Here is a 26446-nt window from a genome sequence, read left to right as displayed (position 1 = left end):
CTTTAACCTGTCTTACATGGGCGGTTGCCTTCCTGTTACGCTTGATGGGCTTCGGCTGCCATGAAGCGGGCAATCGCAGCATTGTCGTCCTGGTCCCGTTTCGGGCTGGCAGTAGCGGCAATGCGACCGTCGTGCATCAGCACGATACGGTCGGAAAGGGAGCGGACTACATCCATGTTGTGCGAGACCTGTATGATCGTCACACCCTGGGCCGCAAGTTTCCCGAACAGGTCAGACATGGCGGCGATACGGATGGGGTCCAGCGCGGAAGTCGGTTCATCCATCAGCAGGATTTCCGGGTGAAGCATAAGGGCGCGGGCAATGGCAATGCGCTGTTTCTGGCCGCCTGAAAGCTGGGGCGGCCGCTTGCCGTCATGGCCCTGCATGTCGGTCAGGCGCAGGACTTCGTGCATTTCCTCCAGCAGGGGGGCGCGCTTCTTTTTACCCACCACCGTGGGGGCGAGCAGCAGGTTCTGTTCTACGGTCAGGTGGTCGAACAGGCCAAAGCTCTGGAACACCATGGCCATGCGACTGCGCACCGCGCGCAGGCCAGCCTTCGTGGCATAATCGATCGGCTTGCCCTCAAGCCGTATTTCCCCGCCCGAAAGCGGCGTCAGGCCGATCAGGACGCGCAGCATGGTGCTCTTGCCCGAGCCGGAGGGGCCGATCAGGCTGACGATTTCACCCTTTTCGATATCCAGGTCTACCCCGAGCAGGATGGGGTTGGTGCCGTAACTGGCCTGCACGTTCCTGAACTCAAGATATGACAAGTTTCTTCTCCATTTTCTGGATCATGACCGTCAACGGAAATGAAATCACGAAATACAGGATCAGGATGGTGAAAAAGACATGGAAGGTTGGCAGGCCCCGGTTGGTCAGGATGATGCCGGCCTGGTTCAGTTCAATGACCCCGATCTGCGATGCAAGTGCCGTGTCCTTGATGAACAGTACAAGGTAGCCCAGCACGGGCGGCACGATGAGCGGCAGGCTCTGTGGCAAAATGACATGCCGGAGGATGGCCGCGCTGCCCATGTTCATGGTCCGGGCGACTTCGATCTTGTCAGACCCCACGGCACGCAGGCCGCCCTGCACGATCTCGGTAATATACGTGCTGCCGATCAGGCCGATGGCCAGTATCGAGACCGTGACAGCGGAAATATCCAGCCCGCTCATGCCCGATACGTAAAACACCAGATACAGCACGATAATGAACGGGATGCGACGGACAACCGTGCACCCGCCGCCCACCACAAGCCGCAGCGGCGCGAACAGGCGCGCGCGTGAGAAGCAGATCAGTCCCATGCCCGTCCCCCCCGCAATAGCCAGCGCGCCACCACACAGCGAGAGGTAGAATGTTGTCAGGAAGGCATGCCACAGCAGCAGCACATCATAGGACGTGAAGGGCTGGGTCATGATCTAGACCAGCCGCCGCAGGGACATGAGCAAGCGCGAGGCCAGGAACGACATGGCCACGTACAGCACCGCCGTGATGGACAGGACCTCGAATGAGCGGAACGTGACGGAGGCCAGGTAATACGCCCGCCCGGTCAGTTCCTCCACACCAAAGATGGAGGCCATGGACGTGCCCAGCAGCATGATGACGAAATGGTTGTTAAGCGCCGGATACATGATGCGCAGCACATGGGGCACGATGATGCGCATGTATTTCTGGCGCAGGTTCAGTCCCAGCGTGTCGGCGGCTTCATGATAGATGCGCGGCGTCTGCCCGATGCCGGCCACAAGGATGTTGGACAGGTAAGCCGAGGCATTGAGGGTCATGCCCAGCAGCACGGACACGAAAGGCGACAGATTGATGCCCGCCATGGGGAGGCAGTAGAACATTGCAAAGATCTGTGAAAGTTGCGGCGTGTTGGTAAAGAAGATGACAAAGCCCGATGCCGCCGGGCGCAGGCCGCTGCTGGATTCCATGCGTGCAATGGCCAGCCCCAGCCCGAGCACCAGCGCCATGAGGAAGGCCATGAGCGCAAGCATGACACTCTCCCCCGCGCCACCGAGCAGGTAGGGGAGTGCCTGCAGCACGCGTTGATAATGCAGTCCATGCCCCATGGATCAGAAAGCCGGCGACATGCGGATCGGGTGTGGATCGTCCAGGCCAAACCATTTCCTGTAGGTGCCCTCGATCACGTGCGTGTCGTGCAGTGTGAAGATGGCCAGGTTCAGCCAGCGCCGCAGGCTGTCGTTGCCCCGTGCCAGACCGATGCAGTCATAGCCCAGCGCCACATCGGCGGGATTGGCGGTCTGCCATGCGACCGCGGGGTGCGTACGTGTATAGGGGGCCATGTATTCCATCACGTCAACCAGCGCATCGGCCCGGTTCTGGGCCAGGACCATGATGGCATCGGCATAGCTGTCAAGCAGCAGCAGCTGCGCCTTGGGCATGTTGGCCTGCACGAACGGCAGCGCGGATGAGCCGCGCACGCCAACAAGGCGCACGCTCTCGCTGTTGAGGTCCGCGAAGTCCTTATAGTCATGTCCCTTTACGCTCAGTATGCCAAAACCCTCGGCATAGAGCGGCGCAGTGAAATCGATGACAAGTGCCCGGTCAACCGTGCGGGTCATGCCGCCGAGCACGATATCGATCTTGTTGGCCAGCAGGTAGGGAATGCGGTTGCCTGATGTAATGGGAATGAAGTTCGCCTTCACGCCCATCAGGTGCGCAATCCGGTCCGCCATATCGATGTCGAAACCTTCAGGCGTGTTTGTGGGGCCATAAGCCCCGAGTGGGGGCAGGGCAAGGTTGACCCCCACGTTCAGAACGCCATCCGAAATGATTCGGTCAAGATCGCGCGCATGGAGCGTGGTTGGGGCAAAGAGAGGCCCCGCAAGGCAGAATGCGGCGATATACAGCATTTTTTTCAGCTTTTTCTGCACTTTTGGTGTCATGCCCGCCGTCTTTTATATTTTGGTTGCCATCATACTGCGTTCAGGTTAGGCATGATATGCGAGTTGTATACAAAGGCAACTTTTTTATGTCGCTATCGCATCTTTCCGGGATACTGAATTGAAAAAAACCTCTGGAAAATCAGGTGATCTGCCTATTTCGTTCTGGTTTGACGGGCAGGAAATCCGTGCGGCGGAAGGCGAATCGGTCGCTGTATCATTGCGGCGGAATAATATTCTCAATCTTGGTCGTTCCCCGGTTGATGATGCGGCGCGCGGTGTGTTCTGCATGATGGGCGTGTGTCAGGAATGTGTGGTTCGCATTGATGGAAAAACCGCGAATGCCTGCCGCCAGATCGTGCGGCAGGGCATGCGTGTCGAGACAGGCCTGAACGAACAATGAAACACGACTGCGACTGTATTATCGTAGGGGCCGGTGTTGCGGGCGCCATGACGGCGCTCGTTGCGCAGCGCCACGGGCTGCATGTCATCGTGGTGGATGACAATGCCACGCCGGGCGGGCAGGTCTACCGCCAGCCTTCACCTTATGCCCGTGCCCATGTTCCTGCCGATGCCGAAAGGCGCGAAGGCGACCACCTGCGTGACAAGCTGCGTACGTCAGGCATCGAAATCCGCAGCGGCCATAGCGTATGGTCGGTCACGGCGGGTTTCCGGGTGGAACTGTGCCATGACGAGGCGATGGCCTCACTGTCGGCACCCGTGCTTGTGGGGGCGACAGGGGCTACCGAGCGCTTCCATCCGTTTGAAGGCTGGACAGACCCGGCGGTCACGGGGCTGGCCGCTGCCAGCATCCTGCTGCGCGCGGGCGGCATCCTGCCCGGACAGCGCACGGTTGTGGCGGGCAGCGGGCCGCTGCTGTTTTCTGTCGCGCACCAGATCATGGAGCTTGGCGGCGAGGTTGCGGCCATTGTCGATACGGCAAGCACCGCGCAATGGGCCCGCATGGGCGCGACCCTTGTGCTTGATGCCGCGCGCATGGGGCAGGGTCTTGCGTGGATGCGCGAGATCCGGCGGCGTAAGATTCCCATCCATCATCGTGCCTGCGTGCGCTCTGTCACGCGGCGGGGCAGTGTGGTGGATGTCACCATCCGCTCGCTTGCGGGCAATGGCCGCGATGTAACCATCGCGGCGGATGCCGTGGCATGCGGGTATGGCCTGCGTCCTTCCACCGACCTGTCGCGCCTTTTGCATGCACGTCATGATTATGACGGGGCGGCCGGGTACTGGCAGTGCGCGGCAGACCCGTACGGGCGGTCGAGCATTGACGGGTTTTATGTCTCGGGTGATGGCGCGGGTATTCGTGGCGCATCGGTTGCCCGGCTGCGCGGCATCCTGAGCGGACATGCCATTGCCCATGACATGGGGCGGATCGACAGCACTACATTCGCCGATCTGTGCCGTCCTGTCCTGAGCCGCCTGCGCAGGCTGGATGTCGTGTCGCGGCAGATGGTGCGCCTGATGAATCCCGGCGGTATCGTTCTGGCCAATACGGAGGCGGATACGCCGGTCTGCCGGTGCGAGCGTGTCAGTCGCGCCACGATCGAGCAGGCCATTGATGATGGCGCGCACGAGATCAACCAGGTCAAGTCATGGACCCGCTGCGGCATGGGGCCGTGCCAGGGCAGGATGTGCGAGGATAGCGTGCGCCAGCTGCTCGCGCATCGCACGCACCAGGGCCCTGATGTCGTCGGGCACTACACGACCCGCATGCCCCTGCGGCCCCTGCCCGTGCAGGCCGTGACCGGGACCTACACCTACGCGGACATTCCGCTGCCCAAGGCTGCACCGCTATGAGCGTACGGACTTCTTCCACCCATCGTTATGATGCCGTGATCATCGGGTCCGGCGTGATGGGGGCCACCACGGCGCTCATGCTTGGCCGCGCCGGGCTGAAAACCGCGCTGGTGGACCGGCGCTCCATTTTTCGCGAGGCATCGGGTGTCAATGCCGGCACCCTGACCCTGCACATGATCCGTGCGGGGCTGATCCCTCATGCCATGCGCGGGCGTGAAATGTGGCTCAACGCGCGTGAGTGGCTGGGGCGTGACGTGGGGGCCACGGCAACGCCGGGCCTGTCGCTGGCCTTTACCCCGGCTGAATGCGAACTCGTGGAACAGCGCGCGACGGTCCGCCGGGAAATGGGCGCGCCGATCGAGGTGATATCGGGCGCGCGGGCGCGCGAAATCGAACCCGGTGCCAATCCTGACGTGCTCGCGGCGGCCTATTGCCCGCTGGATGGCTTCATCCCGACCTATGTGGTGGGGCAGGCCTATGCGCGTGCGCTCGCGCAGGCGGGTGTTGACGTGCTTGAAGACTGTCCCGTGAGCGATGTTACGCCCTGTGATGGGGGTGGTTATGATATCGTAACGGGTGGCCGCGCGGGCATGGTGCATGGCACGCGTGTCGTCTTTGCTGGCGGTGTGTGGCTGCAGCGCATGCTGGCATGGCTGGGCCTGAATGTAAGGATACGCTGCCTGATCAACCAGCTGGTGGTGACCGAGCGCATGCCACCGGTCATGAATAACGTGATCAGCATTGCCAATGGCCTGCTTTCCCTCAAGCAGTTCCAGAATGGTACCGTGCTGATTGGCGGCGGCTGGCAGGGGGAGGGCAACATCGACGAGGGCGGCACCCGCGTCATTCCCGAAAACCTGCAGGGCAACGTCCGTCTGGCGCGCCACACCATTCCCCGCCTGGATCAAAGCCGCATCGTGCGCGTGTGGCTTGGCCTTGAATCGGAAACCGATGACGCAATGCCGATCATTGGTTCCATTCCCACTTATGACAACGCGTTTGTCATTGGCTGTGTCCATTCCGGCTTTACCAGTGGTCCGTATATGGGCGCGCTCCTTGCGCGGCACATACTGGGCGAGGATGTGGACCTTGCTGCCTTTGATATCGGCCGCTTTACCGCAATGGCCAGTCCCGTTTCCCAAGAGGAAAAATAATGCTTCCCAGTAAGGCGTTTCCCTTTCGCGGTATTTATGCCGCCACGCTGCTGCCCTTTGATGTTTCTGGTGCCATTGAACCGGACCGGCTGGCGGAACACCTGCGCACCTGTACCGCGCCTGACGGGATTGTTGGCGTGTTGTGCAACGGCCATGCGGGCGAGGTGCATCTCCTGACCCGTGCCGAGCGTCGGCAGGTGGTGGAGATTGCATCAGCCACGATCGGGGCCAGCCGCATCATCGTTTCTGGCGTGCTGTCGGAATCGCTCGATGAAGCCGTGGTCCATGCCCGCGACGCACAGGATGCCGGCGCGGATGCCATTCTGGTGTTCCCGCCGTTTTCATGGAGTGTGGCGCAGGATGCGGCCGTGATCATCGCCCATCATGAGGCGCTGGCGCGTGCGGTTGATATTCCGGTCGTGCTGTACCAGTCTTCTGTCGGGAGCGGGGGCATGGCTTATAGCGCTGCCATTCTTGAGCGCCTGGTGCGCATTCCCGGTGTTGTTGCGGTCAAGGAAGGCAGTTGGGAAAGTGCGACCTACGACCGCAACCTGCGCCTTGTCCAGCGCGTGGCCCCGCAGGTCGAGGTCATGGCATCGGGTGATGAGCACCTGCTGCCCTGCTTTGCCATTGGCACTACGGGCAGCATGGTCAGCCTTGCCGCAGTCATTCCGCAGGCCATTGTCAGGCTCAAGGCAAGCATTGACAGCGGGGATATCGAACAGGCCCGCGTGATCAACGAGCACATTCAGCCCCTCGCCAACCTTATCTATGGCTGCGCACCCGGTAGTCGGGCTAGTCTCCGGCTCAAGGCATGTCTGGTTCATCTCGGGCTGTGGCCATCGGCGCGGACGCGACGGGAAGCCGAAGTTCTTTCGCCCGAAGAAAATCGCGTGCTGGGGGCGGCTCTGGAAAAAGCCGTTCGCTGGGAAGGTTGATAAGGGACAGGAAAACGGTGACAGAGCGCGAATTGAGCCTGGCTGAGCAGGCATACGACCAGATACGGCGTATGATCCTGGAACGCGAATTGCCTGGGGGGATGTCGGTGGTGGAAAACCGGATGGTTGACCATCTGGAGATTTCCCGCACGCCCATCCGTGAGGCACTGATGCGTCTTGCGGCAGAAGGATTGCTGGTCAAGCGGGGGTCGCGCTCTTTTGCCGTGCGGGGGGTATCGGCCGCCGAATTCTTCCAGAGCATCCGTATCCGTGAAATTCTGGAATGTGAGGCGATCACGCTTGCTCATAACAAGATTGACAAGGACCGGATACTGGCGTTGCGCCGTTCGGTTGTGGAACTGGGCAAATACCCAGAGCAGACCGCGGCACACTGGAAGCTGGATGATCAGTTGCACCAGATGTTTGCCAATGCATCGGGTAACATCGTGCTGTCACGCACCATAACCGACCTGCGTACATCGACGCGTTTATGTGAGGTAACGAATCCCCTGGGCCGGGTGCCTGCGTCGACCGCGGAACATCTGGCCCTGCTGGATGCCTTTCTGGATGAGGATGTGGAAAGCGCCAAGACCGCCATGCTCAACCACCTGCGCAATGTCGCATCGGATTGTGTCGCCACGCTGCGCGGCATGTAGCGCCAGCGTATGGCATTGCCGTCCTGCACGCCTGCGCCAGGTTGTTGATACAATTTTGTCGGGACCGGATTTTCCCTGCCGGGCGCAGGCAGGGCAGTCCATTCCGACTCCTTCCGTCTGACAGGATCATGACATGACATATGATATTGTAATCCGTAACGGCACCATCGTTACGGCAGATGCGACCTTTCGTGGCGATGTAGGCATCAATGGCGCGCAGATCGCAGCCGTGGGGCAGCATCTTGAAGGGCGTGAGACGATCGATGCGCAGGGATTGCTGGTCATGCCTGGTGGTGTGGATGGCCATTGCCATATCGAGCAGGACGAAGCCGATGGCAGCGTGCATGAGGATAGCTTCAGCACCGCCAGTGCGTCGGCGCTTGCTGGCGGCACGACAACGGTTGTCTGTTTCTCCGCCCATCTGCCCAACGGCCGGTCGCTTGTCGACCAGTTCGAAACATATGTGGAAAAGGGACGGCGCTCACGGATCGATTACGCCATCCACCAGATCATTACGAACGTGGACGAACAGACCATTGCCGAAGGTATCCCCGAAGTGGTGCGCCGGGGTGTCGCGGGCCTGAAGGTTTTCATGACCTATGATGATTTCCATCTCGGCGATGGCGATTTTCTGAAGGTGCTCGAGGCCGCGCGCAATGCTGGTACGATCGTGTCGGTGCATTGCGAGAATTATGAAGCGATCAGCTTCATGATCAGGGAATGCCTTGCCCGTAACGAGACATCTCCCCGTTATCATGCCCTGTCCCGTCCGCCATGCCTGGAGCGCGAGGCCACGTATCGCGCCATGGTCCTTGCCGGGCTGATCGAGCAGAAGATCCAGATCTTCCATGTATCCTGCCCCGAAGTGGTGGAAGAGATTGACCGTGCCCGCAAGCGCGGCGTGCCCGTGGTGGCTGAAACCTGCCCCCAGTATTTTGTCCTGACAGGCGCGGATATGGACCGCCCCGGCTTTGAGGGCGCACGTTACATGTGCAGCCCGCCGCCGCGCACCAAGGCGGATTCCGCTGGCCTGTGGTCCTATGTGCGGCGTGGGGTGATTGATGTGATTTCATCCGATCACTGCGGTTACAGCTATGATGGCCCGCTCGGTAAATCACGCTTCGGCCGTGATGCGCCTTTCTCCCTCGTGCCGAATGGCATACCGGGGCTGGCAACGCGCCTGCCGCTCATTTTTGATGAGGGCGTGAACAGGGGCAACATTACGCTCAACCAGTTTGTGGCCCTTGTTTCCACCAATCCGGCCCGCCGGTATGGGCTGCACCCGCGCAAGGGCACGATCGCGCCTGGCGCCGATGCGGATATCGTGCTGTGGGATCCCGAAAAGACGGTGACAATCACCAACAGCCTTCTGCACCATGCCATTGACTACACGCCGTATGAGGGGCGTCAGGTCAAGGGCTGGCCGGTCATGACCCTTTCTGGCGGCAGGATCGGCATGCGTGACAATGCCATCCTCGCTGCCGAAGGCGATGGCAGCTTTGTTGCCCCGCTCAAGGGGAACTGACGGCTGTTTGCAGGAGCGGGCGTCGAGCCTGCTCCTGCTGCCCGTATCTACGTATAATTTGTAGGATTACTGTACAAATATCCCTCTCCTGTGGCGTTTAGGTCACTCTTGGGGAGGGACTTTTTTGTACATTCCATGATGTAGCAGGCCACAATAGCCGTTTCCGGCCGAATCTCGCTTCAGATGCTCAGATTCGTTCCGACCTGTACATTGATTATAAATAAAAAGGCTATTTTAGGACGATATGACCTTTTCATTTCGCTTTACACGTTCAGATATGAAAGGTATACAATTCGCATACCCACCCTGTCGGCTGCATGTGTGTCACGGGCACCGGAGGGAGGTAGGGTCCGGGTTGGTGCAGACTGGATTTGTACCGTGAACGTAACAATTGACCGAATTCCTTAATTCTACTGAAGAATTGGGAGAGATTGCATGAGCCGCATGAATTATGTTCGCGACCTTGAACTCGAGATCGACCGGGAACACCGCGCGCGGCAGATACCGTTCCTGCAGGAACTGGTAAGGGTTCCGTCTGACAATCCGCCGGGTGACTGCGCACCCCATGCACTTGTGGCCGCCAGTCTGATCGAGGCGCTGGGGTTTGAGGTCGAACGTCATCCCGTTCCGCAGGAACGGGTTGCGCGTTATGGCATGAAAACTGTGACCAACCTGATTGTCCGCCAGCGTTTTGGCACGGGCGAGGGGCCTGTGATCGCCCTGAACGCCCATGGCGATGTCGTGCCGCCAGGAGAGGGGTGGCACCATGACCCGTATGGCGGTGAAATTGTGGATGGCGCGCTTTATGGGCGCGGCGCTGCCGTCTCCAAGGCGGATTTTGCCACCTATGTCTTTGCGCTGCGTGCCCTGGTCAAATGCTGTCCTGACCTGAATGGCACGGTTGAGCTGCACTTTACTTATGATGAGGAAACCGGTGGCCTGCTCGGTCCGGGCTGGCTGCTGGAGCAGGGGCTGACAAAGCCGGATTACGTAATCAGCGCCGGTTTTACCTACGCGGTCATGATCGCGCATAATGGCAGCCTGCAGCTTGATGTGCATCTGGCGGGCAAGGCTGCGCATTCCGCATGGCCTGAAACCGGTCATGACGCCCTTGAAGCCGCCAATGCCGTGCTGTCGGTGCTTTATGCATGGCGCAAGGAAATCGCTTCGCATGTCTCCGCCATCGACGGGATTGACGGGCCTACGCTGGTCATCGGCACGATTCAGGGCGGCGTTGCGGCCAATGTCGTGCCCGAGCAGGCCTCTTTCCGTCTTGAGCGGCGTATTCTGCCAGATGAAAGCCCTGAAAACGTTGAGCGGGAACTGCGCGATGTGATAGCGCATGCCCTGGCTCCGTATCCCCACATCCGCTTTCAGATCGACCGTTGCCTGCTGGCCCGCCCGCTGGTGCCGGTTGCCGGGCAGAAAGTTCTGACGGATGCAATCCGCCAGGCGGGGCAGGAAGTGCTGGGCGAGGAAATTCCGATAAAGGGAATGCCGCTTTTTACTGATGCGCGACTATATAGCGCAGCAGGATGCCCGACCGTGCTGTATGGCGCAGGGCCGCGGAAACTACAGGATGCCAATGGTCACCGTGCTGATGAACACGTCATGCTGGATGATCTGAAGCGGGCGACTTTAATAGTTGCAGAATCGTTACGAATTATATTGTCAAATAATTCAAAGTAACCACAAATCAAGATACGTAGTAACAAAGTAAAGGCGGGTCGATATATCCGTTAGTGCCGAAGGACAGAATTGACATGGTATTCCGACGACAGCTACTCGCAGCCACCATATGTGTGACCGGATGTTTCGATGCGGTGCACGCATTTGCCCAGACTGCTGCTGAACCTGCAGCCAAGCCCAAGCCTGTGCGGCATGCTGCCACCAAGGCCGTCACGCCCAGCCGTGCCCAGCATACACTCGCTTCGGGTGGCCGCGCCGCCAATGACGCGCCTGAAGTCATGATCGTGACGGGAACCCACTCCAGTAACAAGCGGGCGCGTAACAGCACCAGCCCTGTTACTGTCGTATCGGCTGCAACGCTGCGCCGTTCGGGCCAGATGAACCTCGCGGATGCGCTGACGCGTACCTACGCCTCGATCAATGTCAGCACCATGGGCACGGATGCGGGCGCACTGACATCGGCCATCCGCATGCGCGGCCTGACGCCCAACCAGGTGCTGGTGCTCGTTGATGGCAAGCGCCGCCACACGACCGGTAACATCAACGCTGACGCAGGCCCCGATTTCGGTTCAACCCCGGTTGACCTGAACATGATTCCCGCCAACTCGATTGACCATATCGAGGTGCTGGAAGATGGTGCTGCCGCCATGTATGGCTCTGACGCCATTGCAGGCGTGGTGAACATCATCACCAAGAAGCAGGACCATGGCTTTGATGCCAGCTACCAGACCGGCGCCAACGCCTATAACGGCGATGGCTGGCAGTATCAGGTCAATGCCGATGGCGGCATGAAGCTTGGCGAGAACGGCTTCCTGCACATCAGCGGGCAGGTTTACCATACGGATCACTTCGTCACGAAGGCGATGGACAACCGGCTGAATGGCTACACGCCCCCGGGTGCCGCCAACGAGCAGTATACCGGTAGCGTCAAGGTCTCGCCCTATTCCAACCAGATCATGAGCACGCCGGAAGAAACGCGCGAGAACCTGGGTATTGAATGGGGCAAGCAGTTTACGCCCGGCATCAACTTCTATGGCCTGATCACCTATGCCCACCGCCATGCGGAAGGGTATGAAAACTATCGTCTGCCTTCGGGGGCGTCCAACAGCGTGCCGGCATATTATCCGGAAGGGTATTCGCCGCTGGAAACCAACGAGGAAAACGATTACGCCGCAACCCTTGGCCTCAAGGGCGACAACTTCATGGGGTTCAACTGGGACCTGAGCACCACCTATGGTGCGGATGAAGACAAGATCGGCGTCAAGGATACCGTCAACCCCAACCTGTACGCCGATACCGGCTATTCACCCCAGAAGGTGCGTGCCGCGTCCTATCGCATGTCGCAGTGGACGAATAACGCCGATTTCCGCCGTCATTTCAATATCGGCCATGCCGTGCCGATGACGCTGGCCTTCGGCGCCGAGCACCGGCTGGAAGAATACCAGATCAAGGCAGGTGATCCCGCATCCTACATTGATGGTGGCAGCCAGGCACTTGCCGGCCTGACCCCGCAGGATGCCGGCAAGTGGGACCGTGACGTCTGGGCCGGTTACATTGATGGTGACTTCAAGCTGACCCGTAAGTGGGATCTTGATTTTGCCGGTCGCTTTGAACATTACACCGACGTTGGCAACACCGAGAACGGCAAGGTCTCGACCCGTTACGATTTCAACCGTCGTGTCGGTATCCGTGGCACCATCAGCAATGGCTTCCGCGCGCCCACCATGGCGGAGCAGCACTACAGTGCCGTGAACGTGGGCCCGACCACGGCACTCGGCCTGCTGCCGGTCAATTCGCCCGAAGCAATCGGGACCGGGGCTTCCAAGCTCAAGCCCGAGCGGTCGACCAGCGTGAGTGGCGGTATCGTTCTGGAGCCGGTTGATGGTTTCCATATCGAGGCCGATGTCTACCAGATCAATATCCGTGACCGTATCGTGCAGGGTGGCGTGACAACGGGTGAGGCCGCCGTCAATGCACTGCAGCAGATGGGTGTGAGCCTGCCTGCGTTTGATGCCCAGTCCGCCAACTCCGTGCAGACCTATTACTTCACCAATGGTGCAAGCACGCGCACGCAGGGCCTGGACATCAAGGCCGATTACATGTTCCGTATGCACAAATACGGCAACCTGATGCTGTCCATGTCGCTTGACCTGAACAGGACGCGCCTGCACCATAACGGCACGTCAAGCACGGGTGATGCCCTGCTGAATGCGGAAAATACCGCGTGGCTGACCACGTCCTATCCGCGTAGCAAGATCATCCTCAATGCCTTCTATACTTACAAGAACTGGGACTTCAACATCCGTCAGACGCGTTATGGCGAAACGACTGACATGATGCAGTATCAGGACTGGACGCCGACCAATGCAACCTGCGGTTCGCAGTCACTTGAAAACTCCAACCAGTGCTTCTACCAGTTCAAGAATACGCCGCGCTGGCTGACCGATATCGAAATCGGTTATCAGGTTACGCCGCGCTGGCATGTTGCGGTTGGCGCGAATAACGTGTTCAACATCCGGCCGCGCAAGGTGCCCGGTATTGTCAACCAGCTTGGCGCCAACGTGTATGACTCCATGTCGTCTCAGGTGCCGATGACCGGTGGCTATTATTACGGCCGCGTCAACTTCAAGCTCTGATTCAGTATTGTTGCACATGCTCTTGATGGGCATGTGCATTTCTGTTTCTGCTGTTACCTGATTTCCTGCCCCAGGCATGACAGGGCAGGGTCAATGGTTGCCCTGCATGGCTCATGGCCCCGGCAACCGTATCGGCTTCGCCTGCCTGCGTTTTCCTGATGGAAGCAAAAAGCGTCAACCAATAATCCGTTAAGCGCCGCATGTGCCGGTAAACATGCTGCTTCTGGTGCCCAGGGTCCGTATATGGGCAGCCCTGCGCAGTGGCGCGCTATCGCGGGCCATATTGGAGTTTGCAGCCTGTATCTGGTATTTTTCCTTTCACTGTAGTGAGGAGAAACCCGCGATGCCCAGAACGGTTATTGTGCAGCCGCCCGGCGGCTTCGATCATGTCATCATGTCCGATCAGCCTGCCCGCGCGCCGGAACCGGGTGAAATCAGGGTCAGGCTGCATGCTTCCTCCCTGAACTATCATGATTATGCGGTTGTCAGTGGCATGTGGGCGCCCACGGTGCCGCGCATCCCCATGGCGGATGGCGCGGGTGACGTGCTGGAAGTCGGTACGGGCGTAAGCGACTTCGCGCCCGGTGACCGTGTTGTCAGTACCTTCTTCCCCACATGGCTCGGTGGCGCGCCCGAGGTGATCGGCTTTGCCAGCGTGCCGGGCGATGGGGTGGATGGCTATGCGCGTGAGGACGTGACCGCGCCCGCCACCTCCTTCACCCATGCGCCGCGTGGCTGGTCGCATGCCGAGGCGGCGACGCTGACCACGGCGGGGCTGACGGCGTGGCGCGCGCTGTTTGTCGATGATGCCGTCAAGCCCGGTGATACGGTGCTGGTGCAGGGCACGGGCGGCGTGTCGATCTTCGCGCTGCAATTTGCCAAGATGGCAGGGGCCACGGTCATCGCCACTTCATCAAGCGATGCGAAGCTCGAACGCCTGCGCGCCCTTGGCGCGGACCATGTGATCAATTACCGCGAAAACCCGCACTGGGGGGCGCGTGCATGGGAACTGACCGGCGGGCGGGGCGTGGACCATATCATCGAGGTCGGTGGCCCCGCCACGCTGGCGCAGTCGATGGCGGCCATCCGGGTGGCAGGCCATATTTCCGTCATTGGCATCCTGACGGGCGTGGCCGGGCAACTGGAGGTGGTGCCGATGCTGCTCAAGCAGTTCCGGCTGCAGGGTGTGCTCGTGGGTTGCCGGGCCGACCAGCAGGCCATGGTGCGGGCCCTGGAGGGCAATGGCATCCGCCCGGTCATTGACCGCAGCTTTGCGCTTGAAGAAATCGTGCCAGCCTTCCGCCATCAGGAAAGCAACCGGCATTTTGGCAAGATCTGCCTGGAGTTCTGAAAAGCGGATCAAAATAACAAAAGTAACCTGGCGCCGCCTTTATCGTAAAAGGCGGCGCTTTTTCTATCATGCCCGTGCAGGGCGCGTTCTAGAGCCATTCCACTGAACCCTGGCTCAGTGGAATGGCTCCAACTCATTGTTTATCGGGCATCTTCACCAGTTCGAATGGGTCCATTCAAACTGGATCTGCTCTAGATCAGGCCGTAACGGGCCAGCAGGTCGCCAATTTCCGTGCCATCGGCCAGGTGGTGCACCACGCCCGATGCCGGGATCTTGCGGGCATCGCGCAGTTCGGCGGCTGCCTGCAACAGCATGCGCACGTCATAAACGCTGCCAAATACTTCCGGCACGGCACGGTCGATGTCGAGCAGCGTATAGACTGCCTCCATTGCGGTGCGCACCGAATATTCGGTCGTGAACACCGTATCACGCGGCGTTTCGGCAAACTGGCCAAGAAAGGCGAGGTTGACGCTGCCCTCGGGCACCACCTTGGGCCGGTCGCCTGTCGCGCGTGGCATGAACTGCGCGGTGATGAAGGGCATCATGCACGGATGGGTGGTGGCACCCGTGGCGGCCATGTCGTCAATCTGGTCTTCCGGCACGCCCATGTGGAACAGCCATTCGCGCGTGATTTCCTCACCCGTGCAGTCCTGCATGGGTTTCTTGACGTAATTGCCAGGCACGTCGCTGAACAGGCCGTACAGCCACGCCACCATCTGCCCTTCGGGCTGCCCCTTGAAATGCGGCTGCCTGCTGACCACCCAACTCATCAGCCACGCGGAATCACGGATGGTAATCGGCCCGCCCGTAACCGTACGGCCAGAGAAGGGATCGCGCCCCGTCACCCTGTGCACGATATCAGGAATACGTGCATCGCGCGTGGTGAGGGTAGCGGACTCCCAGCGTGATTTCGTTGTGTCGCCACAGAACACGTCAGGCCGGCCGAAGGCAGGGTCCTGTGCGGCGATGTTGCGCCATAACTGCCAGATATTGCCCTCGGCAATGCCGGTTTCGATCGGGGCGGGGGTGTGGTGGTCGCCCCAGCGGGAATTTTCCACCATGGAGCCATTGGTCACGAACACCAGGTCATCCGCCTTGATGTCGATGCCATCGGGCTGGCCGTTTTCAAGCAGGTCGATGCGGGTCGCAACCTTCCTGCCGCCAGCGGTATCAATGCGCACATTGGTCGCCCGCACGCCATGGCGGAACACCACGCCCTGCCCGGCAAGCCATGTGGCGAGCGGTTTGCTGAGCGATTCCTGCTGGTTGAAGCGGGTGAATTTGAGCGTGTGCAGATCCTTCAGCCCCAGGATCTGGTGCACGAAGCGGGCGAGGTAGCGCTTCATCTCGATGGCGCTGTGCCATGTCTCGAACGCGAACATGGAGCGCCAGAACAGCCAGAAATTCGATTTCATGAAATCGGCCGACAGCACATCGCTGATCGTCTTGCCATCAAGCCTGTCTTCATCCGTCAGGATCAGGGTCAGGATCTCGCGCCGGGCCTTGCCGGTCAGGGTCAGGCTGTTGCGGTCGGGTAAGGGCTGGCCGCGTTCCTGCATCGCGCGGATGGGGCTGCTGCTGGGGTCGGCGCGGTTGAGGCGGTAGAACTCATCAAGCACGGAGGCGCCGGGCACTTCAAGCGACGGGATCGAGCGGTACAGGTCCCACAGGCACTGGAACTGTTCTTCCATTTCCCGGCCACCGCGAATGAGCCAGCCGGTCTCGGCGTTACCCGTGCCATCGAGCGCGCCGCCATTGTCGCCTGAGGCTTCAAGAATGGTGATGCGTGCCGGGGGCATGCCCGCATCACGGACCAGGAAGGCGGCGGCGGCCATGCCGCCAAGGCCGCCGCCAATGATCCAGGCCGCGCGGGCATCAATCCCGGCGGGTTTTTCAGGGCGTACGAACGCTTCAAAGTTACTATGGGCATATCTCATGGAACTGGCGCCTTGCTGGGGCCATGCATCATGGCCCGGCCATCTTCCCCCGATGGGAAAGTCTGCTGAATATAGCGTTATTTTTTTGGCATTCATGTCGTTGATATTTATCAATTGGCAAGGCAGGGATGCACTGGCCGCGCGGCATCTGCTGGCACGCTGTCCATGCCATCTGGCCCCGGTGCCGCGCGGGCGGGGCGCAGGGGCAGGGCGGTCTATGACACTTTCATGAAAACATATTTCATAAGATGTGGCAGGCCTTGCCTTCAGGTGTCGTGACTGTATGGCAGGGATGGGCCTGCCCGGAAAACAGGATCGGCCTGAAGGGTGTTCCCCCGAAGCATGGCGCTGGCCGTTCATCGGCGTCCTGTCCCGTGCGCCATAACGGCTTTGGCGCAGGAATTATTGATACAGACCCCTGTAGATAAAGAAGATGAAATGAAAAGCATCATTATAGCCCTTCTCTGTATTGGCCTGACAACGCCGGTTTATGCCCAGTCGCATATCGATTACGGTTTCTCGCCCGAGGGATCGGCAACCGAACTGGTGCTGAACGTGATCAGGAGCGCCAGGAGCCAGATCCGCATGATGGCGTTCTTCTTCAGCGCCGATAATGTGGTCGAGGCCCTGATCAAGGCCAGAAAGCGCGGGGTGGACGTGGCCATCGTGCTTGATGAGGAGGGCAATCAGGGCAAGGGCAACCAGATGGCCATCGCGCGGGTCAGGGATGCCGGTATTCAGGTCAGGATGGATGATGTCTATGCCGTGCAGCATGACAAGGTCATCATTACCGATGGCCAGAACGTGGAGACCGGCTCATTCAATTTTACCAAGGGTGCCCAGCGCAAGAATAGTGAAAATGCCATCGTGATATGGAATGACCCGGCCCTGGCGCAGGCTTATCTGGCGCACTGGCAGAACCGGTGGGACCACGCCCGCTAGAGCAGATCCAGTTTGAATGGACCCATTCAAACTGGTGAAGATGCTCGATAAACAATGCGTTAGAGCAATTCCACTAAGCCAGGGTTCAGTGGAATTGCTCCAGGCACGGCGTTTTTCAGCCTGCCTCGCGGCCAATCAGCGCCAGCAGGGCTTCTGCCGCCGGGCTGCGGTAGCGTTCCTTGTGGCGCAACCCGTAAAAGGCGCGCGGGCCGAGTGCGCGCGGCACGGCATGGAGCGTGCCCGCCTGCAATGCGGGGGCAATGACCAGCGAAGACAGCGCGCCAATGCCTGCCCCGGCCTCGATTGCCGTGCGCACGCCCTCGTTGGAGGGCAGGACAAGCCCGATTTTCAGCTCTTCGGGCGCAATGCCCAGTTCGCGCAACTGCTGCTCCAGCGTGGCGCGCGTGCCCGAACCCGGCTCGCGCATGACCCATGTGGCCGTGCGCAGCCAGCGCGTGCTGGCATGGGCGGGCAGGCAGGGGGCAGCCTGTATCAGGGTCAGGCGGTCGCTGCCCAGCGGCCACTGCGCCAGGGCAGGGTCATCGACAAGAGCCTCGACAATACCGAGGTCAACTACGCCATCGCGCACCCGGTTTGCCGCTTCCTCCGTGTTGCTGATGGCGACATCGACGACAATGTGCGGATAAAGCCTGCGGAATGACACCACAAAGCGCGGCAGCCAGTAGGCGGCGATGGTCTGGCTGGCCACCACGCGGAGCGTGCCGCGCTTGAGGCTGCTGAATTCCTCCAGCATGTTTTCAGCCGCGGCGGCCTGCGCCAGCACGGCGCGGGCTTCCGGCAGGAACAGGCGGCCTGCTTCCGTCAGCCTGATGCCACGGCCAACACGGTGGAACAGCTTGATGCCGTGGCGTTCCTCAAGGGCCGCGATGGCGGATGACACGGCGGATTGCGTCACGTTCAGGGCACGGCTGGCGGCAGTGACGTGTTCGCGCTCGGCTACGGCAATGAAAAGGCGGAGCTGTTCAAGGGTCATGGCGCACTCTCTATCACAATCAATCATGAAAAGAGATTAAAACAAGAAAAACTATGCATTGGATTGATTGAATGGCTGCCCCCTAACCTGCGTGGCGAAAGGGAGGACACCGTGACAACCATGCCATGCAGGCCGCCGTTCCTGTTGCGGAACATTGATTTTTCAGCGCGTGTCGCACCGGGGATCGGGCTTTGCGTGGCCATGACCGGGCTCGCCATCGGGCTTGAACGGGCGCAGGCGGCCCTGCTGGGCAAGGCATGGCTGGAAGCCCTCAATCTCGCCCTCGTGCTCGGTGTGGGCCTGCGCGCGCTCTGGCGGCCCACGCCCGCCTGCCTGCCCGGCATCAGTTTCTGCGCCCGGACCGTGCTCAATATCGCCATCGTGCTGCTCGGGGCCTCGTTCAGCGTGGGGGCGGTGCGGGCGATCGGGCCGGGGCTGGTGGCGGGGGCCATGGGCATCGTGGTGTTCAGCCTGGTCTTTACCTGCTGCGTGGGGCGGCTTGCGGGGTTGCCCGCGCGGCAGACGCTGCTGGTGGCCTGCGGCAATTCCATATGCGGCAATTCGGCCATCATGGCGGCGGCCCCGGTGATCGGGGCCGATGAGGACGCGGTGGGGGCCTGCCTTGCCTTTACGGCGGCGGGTGGCCTTGTGGTGGTGCTGGGGCTGCCGTTTGTGGCGCCCCTGCTGGGCCTGACGGATGGCGCGGGGGGCGTGCTTGCCGGGCTGTGCGTTTATGCCGTGCCGCAGGTCGTGGCCGCGGCGGCGCCATTTGGCATGGCGGCGGTGCATGTCGGCACGCTGGTCAAGCTGGTGCGGGTGCTGATGCTCGGGCCGGTATGCGTGGTGCTGGCCCTGATTGCCAGCGCAGGGCGCGCACGTAAGGCGCAGGGGTCACGCCTGCCGCCCCTGACCCGGCTGGTGCCATGGTATATCATCGGGTTTGTGGTGATGATGGCAATGCGTTCGGCGGGAGGGATTGCAGCGGGTCTGGTCGTGCCGCTCAACCACGTGGCCACGTTCCTGACCATTCTCGCCATGGCAGCGCTCGGGCTGGGCGTTGAACTCCGCGCCATCGTGCATGCGGGCAGGGCGTTGATGGTCACGGTCACCATTTCCCTGCTCGGGCTGCTAGGCGCAAGTGTTGCGCTGGTGCGGGTCATGGTCGGTGGGTAGGAGGGGGCAGGATGGCATTCTTCATCCTGCCCGGTGGGGTCAGTCCTGGTCCTTCAGGGCCTTCGCCTCTTCCGCGCGCGTGGCGAAGGGCACTTCCTGCCTGTCATCAAGTTCATCCATGCTGCCGCCGGAATTGCCGAGGTTTTCCTCCAGCCAGGCTTCCTCGATGGGCTGCCCGTTCGCATCGAGCGGCACGGGTGAGTCAACCGGGATCTGGCCTGCATCGGGGTTGCTTTCCATCCCGATCAGTTCCGATGCGGCTTCGCGGTAGGCGGCGGCGCCACAGCCGGGCTTGCCGTCGGCTTCCCACAGTTCCTGGGCTTTGGCGGTGATGCGGGCTTCGGTTTCGGGCGTGGTGGCCAGGGGGTTCTGCATGTTGGTGTCCTTGTAGCGTGTCGGGGGTAGCGTGCTGGTGGCCAGGGGCCAGCGTGGCATCAGGCGAGGGCGACGGTGGCCTCGGTGGTCAGTACCCGGAAGATAAAGCTCTCCTGGAGGTAAAGTTCGACCGTCTCGGCCGTATGGGCCAGATAGCCGATGGAGAAATCCTGCCCGATATCAAGCTGCAGGTCGCCGCCGCGCAGGGAGATGACAAAGGCGCCCTCGATGGCGGGCGCCCAGACCAGCTTGCCTTCAATCAGGCTCTCGATGTGCTTGCGCACCGGGTAGCCTTCATCATCGCCCCCGCTTACGGCCTCATATGCCCTGGCGCCGAGCACGATGGCATAGGGGCCGTTGACGCCTGCAAGGCGCAGCGTGTTCAGGGCATCGGCAATGGCATGCGGGTAATCCTTGACCGATGCGGGCAGCTTGACAGGCGCGTTGGATGTCGCCTGCGCGATACCGGCCATGCCTGCTGCGGTGTAGCCGGTGAAAATGGCGCGGTCCTCGGCAAAGGCGATTTTCTTTGCCGCATCCTTCACCGGCTGCCAGTCGGCATCACGCGCGCCGCGTTCCACCGCATCGATTTCCGCGCGTGACAGGGTAAAGGGCACGCGCAGTTCCACCACCGGCAGCACGTCGCGCATCACGGCCTGCACGCCATCGCCCGGGGCCTCGATGCGCCTGTCGCGCCCGGTGCCCACGGCGGCAAACGCCGTGCCCTTGGGTTCGGAAACATCAACCACGCGGCGCCCGGCAAGGTGGCGGCGCAGGGTGCGTGTGGCTTCTTCCTCGATTTCGCTCCACGCGGCGGATGAAACGGGGGCAAGGTGCCTGTGCAGGTTGTTCATGTCTGGTGTCCTTTACTTCAATGATCCGATGCCCAGCGAACCGGCTGCCACCGCCACGGGTTGCGGTGCCGCAGGCTCAGGCGCAACGGCCGCCTGGGGCGCGGGCAGGTCGGGTGCGGTATCAAGAAAATCAGAGGTGGGAATGAAGAACAGGTTGCCGGTCACCGCCGTGCTGACATCGAGCAGGCGGTCGTAATTGCCCGGTGGCAAGCCCACGAACATGTTGTCGAGCATGCGCTCGATGCGCGTGGGCGAACGCGCATAGCCAATGAAATAGGTGCCGAACTCGCCCTTTCCCACCGTGCCAAAGGGCATGTTGTCGCGCACGATCTGGAGTTGCTGGCCGTTTTCTTCAATATTGGTCAGCACATTATGGGCATAGCTGGGCTTGGCGGCCTCGGGCAGTTCAATATCGGATACTTTCCTGCGGCCAATGATGTGCTCCTGCACCTCGGTGGGTATGGCATCCCATTTCTTCAGGTCATGCAGGTATTTCTGGATGATGACATAACTGCCGCCCGTAAAGGCCGGGTCTTCATCGCCAATCAGCGTGGCATCACGGGCGGGCTGGTCCACGGGGTTTTCCGTGCCATCGACAAAACCCAGCAGGTCGCGGGCATCGAAATACTTGAACCCGTGCACTTCATCCACCACCGTGGCGGCACCTTCGAGCCGCGAGACGATGGCGGTGGCGAGTTCAAAGCACAGGTCCATCCGGGTGGCGCGGATATGGAACACAAGGTCGCCCGGCGTGGAGGGGGCGTGGTGCACGCCATTGATCTCGGCAAACGGGTGCAGTTCCATCGGGCGTGGCGCGCCGAACAGGCGGTCCCACGCATGCGACCCGATGCCGGTTATGCAACTGAGCCTGCCATCATCAATACGGAATCCCACCCCGCGCACGAGCGAGGACAGGTCTCCCATCAGGTCGCGCACCTGCGGGCCGATTTCGGTATCGGCGCTGAGGGTCATGACAAGAAAAACCGCAGCCTGGGTCAGCTTTGTGTCAATGGGTTGGGGTGTGGCCAATGCTCTTGAACTCCTGCAGACAAAGCGCGCAACGCTTATGGCAGCCTAGCATAGGGAGGTGGCGGGGCGTGGCAAGATGGAGCGGCAGGGGGCAGATAGGCGGATTGAGCACGCGGCCACCCCGCCCGGCGGGGCCTTAGAACATATCCATGATTTTACGCCGGTCCAGCATGATGCGCTGCGATGAGAGGCGTTTGATCAGCCGCATGTCTTCCAGTTCCTTGAGCATGCGGCTTGTTGTTTCAACGGCAAAGCCCAGGTAATCGGCAATATCCCTGCGGTCCATGGCCAGGGTCAGGATATTGGTGTGCCGATCATAGAAATCGGCCTGCTTGCTGCATTCAAGCAGGAAGCCCGCCAGCCGCTTGACCACAAGCGGGTAGGTGGCCAGCAGCAGGTGCCGTCGCGCCGCCTGTGTGTAATTGAGCACCTGCTGCAAGAACAGGGTCTGGATGCGCGGATGGACCTCGATCAGGTTGAGCAGCGCGGCATAGGGAATCTGGAACAGGTAGGTATCCACCAGCGCAATGGCGGAGGCAGGATAGACCCCGTCTTCAATGGTGCCGAACATGTCGCCGGACCACATGAAGGCAAAGATCTGGTTGCGGCCATCATGCAGGTGATGTTCCAGCCGTACGGCGCCTGAACGGATGCGATAGACATATTTTCCCGCTTCGCCCTGGGTGTAGATGCGGCGCTTCGCGGGCTTGTGTATTTTCGTGGAGATCGCGTTCAACGCCTCCCGTTCCTTGTCAGTAAGCGTGAAATCTCTGAACATCATGAATATCTATTTGCAGGGACGCGTTGTTTTTTGTGTATCAGGCAAGGTTTTGCCCCGCCCTGACGGGGAAGGGACAGGCTTCTGCGGGCCGGAGTGGCGCCTGTCGCCCGATGCGACCGGTCATCGGCCGGTGCGCGGCTTTTCTGGCCATCAGGGTCGCATTGGTCGGCACCGTCCTCATTCCATCCATCGCTTCCCGTCAAGGGGAACGTGTCCCGACATCCATTATACGAGACCGTATCGTATCGCAATATGACAGATGTAAAACAACCCTGGAAAAGCCCCTGTCTGCCGTGGTGCCTGGAAAGCCCCGGAAAAAACGCCGCCTTTCTTTTTGAAAACGGCACCCCGGAACCTTATTTCCCCTTGATGCAGATCCCTGACATGAAAATCTGCCATGAGCGGTCAAAAAAGCGCGCGCGCGTCTGCGGGTCATGCAGTTGGTTCAGGCCGAGCATGGTGTTCTGCAATGGCCAGCCCAGGAACAGGCTCATCAGGATGCGGGCCGTCTCATCATGGTCGGGGGAGTGGATGCGCCCGGCATCGGCGGCGGCCTTGATCTGGCGGCTCAGCGTGGCCACGAAGGGCTCCACGATGGTCTGCATCATGTCCTCCACGAAAAAGGCGATGCGATGCCCGTCCGCAATGACAATGCGGTAGGCCTCCAGCGTTTCGGGCCGCAGCATGAAGTCAAGGAAGAACTGGCTGATTTCACGCGTGGCCACCAGCGGGTCGGTGGAGGAGGCCTCGACCGCGCCTGCCGCCTCAAGCAGTTGCTTGCCCCGCGCCGCCACCACCGCGCGGAACAGTTCTTCCTTTGAGGCGTAGCGCCTGTACAGGCTGGCCTTGCTGCACGCGGCCTCGCGCGCGATGCGTTCCAGCGATGTGGCGGCGTAACCCTGCTGGATGAACAATGCCGTTGCAACTTCAAGAACATGCCGGTCGAGTTGCGCCGAGCCTTCCGGCGTCGGGCGTCCGCCCGTATGTGGCGGTCTTGATGATACGTCAGACATTCCCAGCCCCTTAACTCCAGCCATCAGTCAGTCACATTATGTCATGAAACATAACATGGTATCCGGAACTGGTGCCCTTCAGCCGTGCAATCCAGCCTGTCGCCACGGAGATGCCAGAACGGGGACGTGTGTTCAAATGGTCATTGCGAATGGGTGCCGCGCCCGTGTTCGGGGCTACAGGCCGCCTTTCAGGCGGAAGGAAAGCCGCGCGACCTGTCCGGACAGCAGCGCGCCGCGGGTGCGGGCCGCGAGGTTGATGTCCACCCCCCGGCCATTTTCCATGACAAGGCCCGCGGTGCCATGATGGATGGTGGCCGTGCCGCCCACGCTCCAGTACGTGCCGTTGAAGTCCTGCAGGCGGCCAAGGTTGCGCACGCAGCCCTGCCCTGACAGCGCCATGCCGCCCACGCTCGGTATGCCGCCACCCTTTATGGTGAAGGGATAGGCATGCGTGCCGTCATACAGCGTGCCCTGGCCCCAGACATAACCGACCCCGACCGCAACATGGTGCGCCGAGAGTTCGATCCGGGCATCGGTGGCCGCGCACGTGGCCTGCGCCGTGCCATGAAGGGCCAGAGAACTGGCGAGGGCCACAAGGCCGGTATGCCACAAGCGGTTCATCGCATGATCCAGTGAAAGAAGGGCAGGGGCCGTTCGATCCCTTGAACGGAACGGTTCGGTTTCGTTTAATTGACGGCAAAAGGCCCGTCAATGACAAAACAGCCCCGCTGCGCGGCGTCGTGCAGCGGGTGCGGTTGTTCCATGGCGTCCGGCTTTTGTTTTATGCGCTGTTGCGGCGCTGCTCATAGACGCGCAGGTTCAGGTCCGTCAGGTCGAGTATGGGGGTGGCGACGCCATGCGCGCGGGCACGGGCGACCAGATCGCCGATAATCTGCTGTGCTTCCACAGGGGCGCCCTGCGAGAGGTCGCGGAACATGGAGGATGTCAGCGTGGAGTCCGGCTGCGTCAGTCTTTTGACAATGCCGCTGATGGTGTCCCCTGCCAGCGGGTAGCCGGCGGCTGCGGCAATCGCGGTGCATTCGTTTATCGTGGCACGCACGAAATCGGTGCCGCCGGGCAGACGGGCCACCTCGCCCACGCTCGCGCGCATGAGGCAGCACAGCGTGCCCAGCGAGGCCAGGAGCGACCATTTGTTCCACATATCCTGCACGATGTGCGGCGAGGGCACCGTATCGAACCCCGGCGCGCGCAGGGCATCCGCCATGGTGGTGGCATCCTGTCCCGCCACCAGCGCGCCGAATACCAGCCGGGGCGTGATGCCAACCTGGTGGATGCGGCCTTCGGCATCGAGGCTGCTGACAATGAAGCATGTGCCGCCCATGACCGTGTCGCGGCCAAAGCGACTGGCCAGCACCTCAAGGTGCTGCATGCCGTTGAGCAACGGTATGATGCGGGTCTGCGGGCCGATGGCGGGCGCCATGTCCGCTATCGCTGCGGCAAGGGAATAGGCTTTTACGCTCAGGATGACGATGTCGTAGGGGTGTGCGATCTGGTCCGCCGTGATCATGCGCGGGGCAAGCGTCGCATCGCCAAGCGGGCTGACCAGGCACAGCCCTGTTGCGCCAAGCTGCGCCTGTCGCCGCGCGCGCACGAGAAAGGTCACGTCATGGCCTGAGGCGGCCAGGCGCGCGCCGAAATAGCCCCCCACCGCGCCCGCGCCGACAACAAGGATCTTTGGAGTCATCATGGTGTTTCCCGCCTGTATCCGGTCCTGGTGTTTGAGCGTGAATCTGATCCTGTCCTGCCGGGGCGGTCAAGCTGGCATGGGCATCGGGGCGCCCCCAAAAGACAAAGGTTCGGCAGCAGCCCATGCTGCACGGGCAGGCCGCGTTTTCGCTCCCCCTTGTGGCCCTGTGTTTTTCAGGTAAGGGCATGTTCCGGGCCTGCCCGGTCATGCCGCGTGGGCAGCGCATGCAGGAGAATGACATGGCCCGCGCGCCAAAACGGATCCAGTCCATCGTGCGTTCCGCCGCCATTCTGGAAGTCATGGCGCAGGCGGGGGGCTGCGCGCGGCTGGGCGAAATCGCGGCAAGGGCAGGCATGGAAAAGACCACCGCCCACAACATTCTCCAGACCCTCGACCACCTTGGCTACGTGCAGCGCCGCCCCGGCGACATGCGCTACCATCTGGGCGGGCGCATCCTCAACCTGTCGCGCATGGTGGGCGATGACCATGCCTTGCGCGCGCGCATGCGCCCCACGCTTGAAGCCATCGCGCGCCAGAGCGGGGCGACCGTGCATCTCGGCGTGCCCAGCGGGGATGAAGCCGCCTATCTGGACCGGGTCGACCCGCAGGCACCGGACATGGCCGCCGCGGCCGTGCAGCGGCGTGAAACCATCGAAGGTTCGGCGGTGGGGCTGGTGTTCCTGGCCTTCGTGCCCGGCATGGGCCAGCGCGTGCTCAGCACGCGCGCCCATGCGCTTGACGGGGGCGTGCGCGACCAGATCGAGGCCGTGCGCCTCAGGGGGTACGCGCTTGACCTTGAAAGCTACCGCCCCGGCCAGAACGCGGTGGCCGTGCCATGGCGTGAACATGGCGAGGTCCGGGCCGCCATTGCCCTGACCGGCCCCTGCGCCGACCTGCCGCGCCCGCGCCTGGTACGGCTGGCATGGATGATGATGCAGCACGTGGCGCGCGCCACGGTTCAGCCATGTTGAACAA

General features: G+C 61.3%; 25 protein-coding genes. 12 read left to right on the top strand and 13 right to left on the bottom strand.

All coding sequences use genetic code 11. The features are described 5' to 3' along the window. Positions 1–35 precede the first annotated feature (35 nt). From HNW77_RS03520 to HNW77_RS03505, 4 genes are read right to left on the bottom strand one after another with little or no spacing between them, the layout of a single operon-like run. On the bottom strand, positions 36–770 hold the full coding sequence (locus tag HNW77_RS03520) for an amino acid ABC transporter ATP-binding protein (RefSeq protein ID WP_187353158.1): 735 nt from the start codon (positions 768–770) through the stop codon (positions 36–38). After that, complete coding sequence (locus HNW77_RS03515) at positions 757–1413, bottom strand: amino acid ABC transporter permease (protein ID WP_172155441.1); 657 nt, start codon at positions 1411–1413, stop codon at positions 757–759. Before HNW77_RS03515 ends, HNW77_RS03520 begins: the two co-directional genes overlap by 14 nt. A gap of 3 nt (positions 1414–1416) precedes the next feature. After that, positions 1417–2067 (bottom strand): amino acid ABC transporter permease, encoded by a 651-nt coding sequence (locus tag HNW77_RS03510; protein ID WP_172155440.1) that lies wholly within the window; start codon positions 2065–2067, stop codon positions 1417–1419. 3 nt (positions 2068–2070) lie between these two features. Further along, a complete protein-coding gene (locus HNW77_RS03505) occupies positions 2071–2904 on the bottom strand; it encodes a transporter substrate-binding domain-containing protein (protein ID WP_172155439.1) in 834 nt (277 codons plus the stop codon). A 118-nt stretch (positions 2905–3022) separates the two neighbouring features. On the opposite strand from HNW77_RS03505, the gene HNW77_RS03500 reads away from it, so the two are divergent. The 9 genes from HNW77_RS03500 to HNW77_RS03460 all read left to right on the top strand — a co-directional run bounded on the left by HNW77_RS03500 (position 3023) and on the right by HNW77_RS03460 (position 14665). Next, entirely contained in the window at positions 3023–3304 is a 282-nt protein-coding gene (locus tag HNW77_RS03500; RefSeq protein ID WP_196781811.1) for a (2Fe-2S)-binding protein, read from the top strand. Then, the gene (locus HNW77_RS03495; protein WP_187353157.1) at positions 3301–4716 is read left to right on the top strand and encodes an FAD/NAD(P)-dependent oxidoreductase; all 1416 of its coding nucleotides are present in this window, start codon (positions 3301–3303) and stop codon (positions 4714–4716) included. Before HNW77_RS03500 ends, HNW77_RS03495 begins: the two co-directional genes overlap by 4 nt. Continuing rightward, positions 4713–5870, top strand: a complete 1158-nt coding sequence (locus HNW77_RS03490; RefSeq protein WP_172155438.1) for an NAD(P)/FAD-dependent oxidoreductase — start codon at positions 4713–4715, stop codon at positions 5868–5870. The genes HNW77_RS03495 and HNW77_RS03490 overlap by 4 nt, the downstream gene beginning before the upstream one ends. Continuing rightward, the gene (locus tag HNW77_RS03485; protein WP_172155437.1) at positions 5870–6808 is read left to right on the top strand and encodes a dihydrodipicolinate synthase family protein; all 939 of its coding nucleotides are present in this window, start codon (positions 5870–5872) and stop codon (positions 6806–6808) included. Before HNW77_RS03490 ends, HNW77_RS03485 begins: the two co-directional genes overlap by 1 nt. A 17-nt stretch (positions 6809–6825) precedes the next feature. Further along, positions 6826–7464, top strand: a complete 639-nt coding sequence (locus HNW77_RS03480) for a GntR family transcriptional regulator (RefSeq protein WP_167517989.1) — start codon at positions 6826–6828, stop codon at positions 7462–7464. Between the two features lie 133 nt (positions 7465–7597). Continuing rightward, a complete protein-coding gene (gene hydA / locus HNW77_RS03475) occupies positions 7598–8989 on the top strand; it encodes a dihydropyrimidinase (protein ID WP_172155436.1) in 1392 nt (463 codons plus the stop codon). Positions 8990–9424: 435 nt separating this feature from the next. Further along, on the top strand, positions 9425–10678 hold the full coding sequence (locus HNW77_RS03470) for a M20/M25/M40 family metallo-hydrolase (RefSeq protein WP_172155434.1): 1254 nt from the start codon (positions 9425–9427) through the stop codon (positions 10676–10678). A gap of 74 nt (positions 10679–10752) precedes the next feature. Beyond that, positions 10753–13314 (top strand): TonB-dependent receptor plug domain-containing protein, encoded by a 2562-nt coding sequence (locus HNW77_RS03465; protein WP_172155432.1) that lies wholly within the window; start codon positions 10753–10755, stop codon positions 13312–13314. A 343-nt stretch (positions 13315–13657) separates the two neighbouring features. Beyond that, positions 13658–14665 carry a zinc-dependent alcohol dehydrogenase family protein gene (locus HNW77_RS03460; RefSeq protein WP_172155430.1) on the top strand — a complete coding sequence of 336 codons (1008 nt, stop codon included), beginning with the start codon at positions 13658–13660 and terminating at the stop codon, positions 14663–14665. A gap of 191 nt (positions 14666–14856) precedes the next feature. Here HNW77_RS03460 and HNW77_RS03455 read toward each other — a convergent pair whose 3' ends face one another. After that, the gene (locus HNW77_RS03455) at positions 14857–16602 is read right to left on the bottom strand and encodes an oleate hydratase (protein WP_172155428.1); all 1746 of its coding nucleotides are present in this window, start codon (positions 16600–16602) and stop codon (positions 14857–14859) included. A gap of 438 nt (positions 16603–17040) precedes the next feature. On the opposite strand from HNW77_RS03455, the gene HNW77_RS03450 reads away from it, so the two are divergent. Next, positions 17041–17544 (top strand): phospholipase D family nuclease, encoded by a 504-nt coding sequence (locus HNW77_RS03450; protein WP_172155426.1) that lies wholly within the window; start codon positions 17041–17043, stop codon positions 17542–17544. A gap of 115 nt (positions 17545–17659) precedes the next feature. On the opposite strand, the gene HNW77_RS03445 is transcribed toward HNW77_RS03450, so the two are convergent. Continuing rightward, positions 17660–18538, bottom strand: coding sequence for a LysR family transcriptional regulator (locus HNW77_RS03445; RefSeq protein ID WP_172155424.1), 879 nt, complete (start codon positions 18536–18538; stop codon positions 17660–17662). 120 nt (positions 18539–18658) lie between these two features. Between HNW77_RS03445 and HNW77_RS03440 the strand changes: the two genes are divergently transcribed. Continuing rightward, positions 18659–19711 carry a YeiH family protein gene (locus HNW77_RS03440; protein WP_172155490.1) on the top strand — a complete coding sequence of 351 codons (1053 nt, stop codon included), beginning with the start codon at positions 18659–18661 and terminating at the stop codon, positions 19709–19711. Positions 19712–19750: 39 nt separating this feature from the next. Here the strand turns inward: HNW77_RS03440 and HNW77_RS03435 are convergent, their stop codons facing one another. The 7 genes from HNW77_RS03435 to HNW77_RS03405 form a co-directional block, all read right to left on the bottom strand. Then, the gene (locus HNW77_RS03435) at positions 19751–20086 is read right to left on the bottom strand and encodes a DUF2934 domain-containing protein (protein ID WP_172155489.1); all 336 of its coding nucleotides are present in this window, start codon (positions 20084–20086) and stop codon (positions 19751–19753) included. A 59-nt stretch (positions 20087–20145) separates the two neighbouring features. Continuing rightward, a complete protein-coding gene (locus tag HNW77_RS03430; protein ID WP_172155422.1) occupies positions 20146–20940 on the bottom strand; it encodes a family 1 encapsulin nanocompartment shell protein in 795 nt (264 codons plus the stop codon). 12 nt (positions 20941–20952) lie between these two features. Beyond that, positions 20953–21969: a Dyp-type peroxidase gene (locus HNW77_RS03425; protein WP_172155420.1), complete on the bottom strand. Its 1017-nt coding sequence runs from the start codon at positions 21967–21969 to the stop codon at positions 20953–20955. A gap of 136 nt (positions 21970–22105) precedes the next feature. After that, positions 22106–22705 (bottom strand): Crp/Fnr family transcriptional regulator, encoded by a 600-nt coding sequence (locus tag HNW77_RS03420; protein ID WP_241694264.1) that lies wholly within the window; start codon positions 22703–22705, stop codon positions 22106–22108. Positions 22706–23106: 401 nt separating this feature from the next. Further along, entirely contained in the window at positions 23107–23763 is a 657-nt protein-coding gene (locus HNW77_RS03415) for a TetR/AcrR family transcriptional regulator (protein WP_172155418.1), read from the bottom strand. A gap of 174 nt (positions 23764–23937) precedes the next feature. Continuing rightward, entirely contained in the window at positions 23938–24384 is a 447-nt protein-coding gene (locus HNW77_RS03410) for a hypothetical protein (protein ID WP_172155416.1), read from the bottom strand. Between the two features lie 160 nt (positions 24385–24544). Beyond that, on the bottom strand, positions 24545–25468 hold the full coding sequence (locus HNW77_RS03405; RefSeq protein WP_172155487.1) for a ketopantoate reductase family protein: 924 nt from the start codon (positions 25466–25468) through the stop codon (positions 24545–24547). Positions 25469–25710: 242 nt separating this feature from the next. On the opposite strand from HNW77_RS03405, the gene HNW77_RS03400 reads away from it, so the two are divergent. Continuing rightward, the gene (locus tag HNW77_RS03400; RefSeq protein ID WP_172155486.1) at positions 25711–26442 is read left to right on the top strand and encodes an IclR family transcriptional regulator; all 732 of its coding nucleotides are present in this window, start codon (positions 25711–25713) and stop codon (positions 26440–26442) included. Positions 26443–26446 lie beyond the last annotated feature (4 nt).

Origin of the sequence: Komagataeibacter melomenusus (assembly GCF_013155395.1) — a bacterium.
Lineage (GTDB): Bacteria > Pseudomonadota > Alphaproteobacteria > Acetobacterales > Acetobacteraceae > Komagataeibacter > Komagataeibacter melomenusus.
The sequence above is the reverse complement of the archived record's forward strand: the minus strand, read 5'-3'. Positions and strand labels throughout refer to the sequence as shown.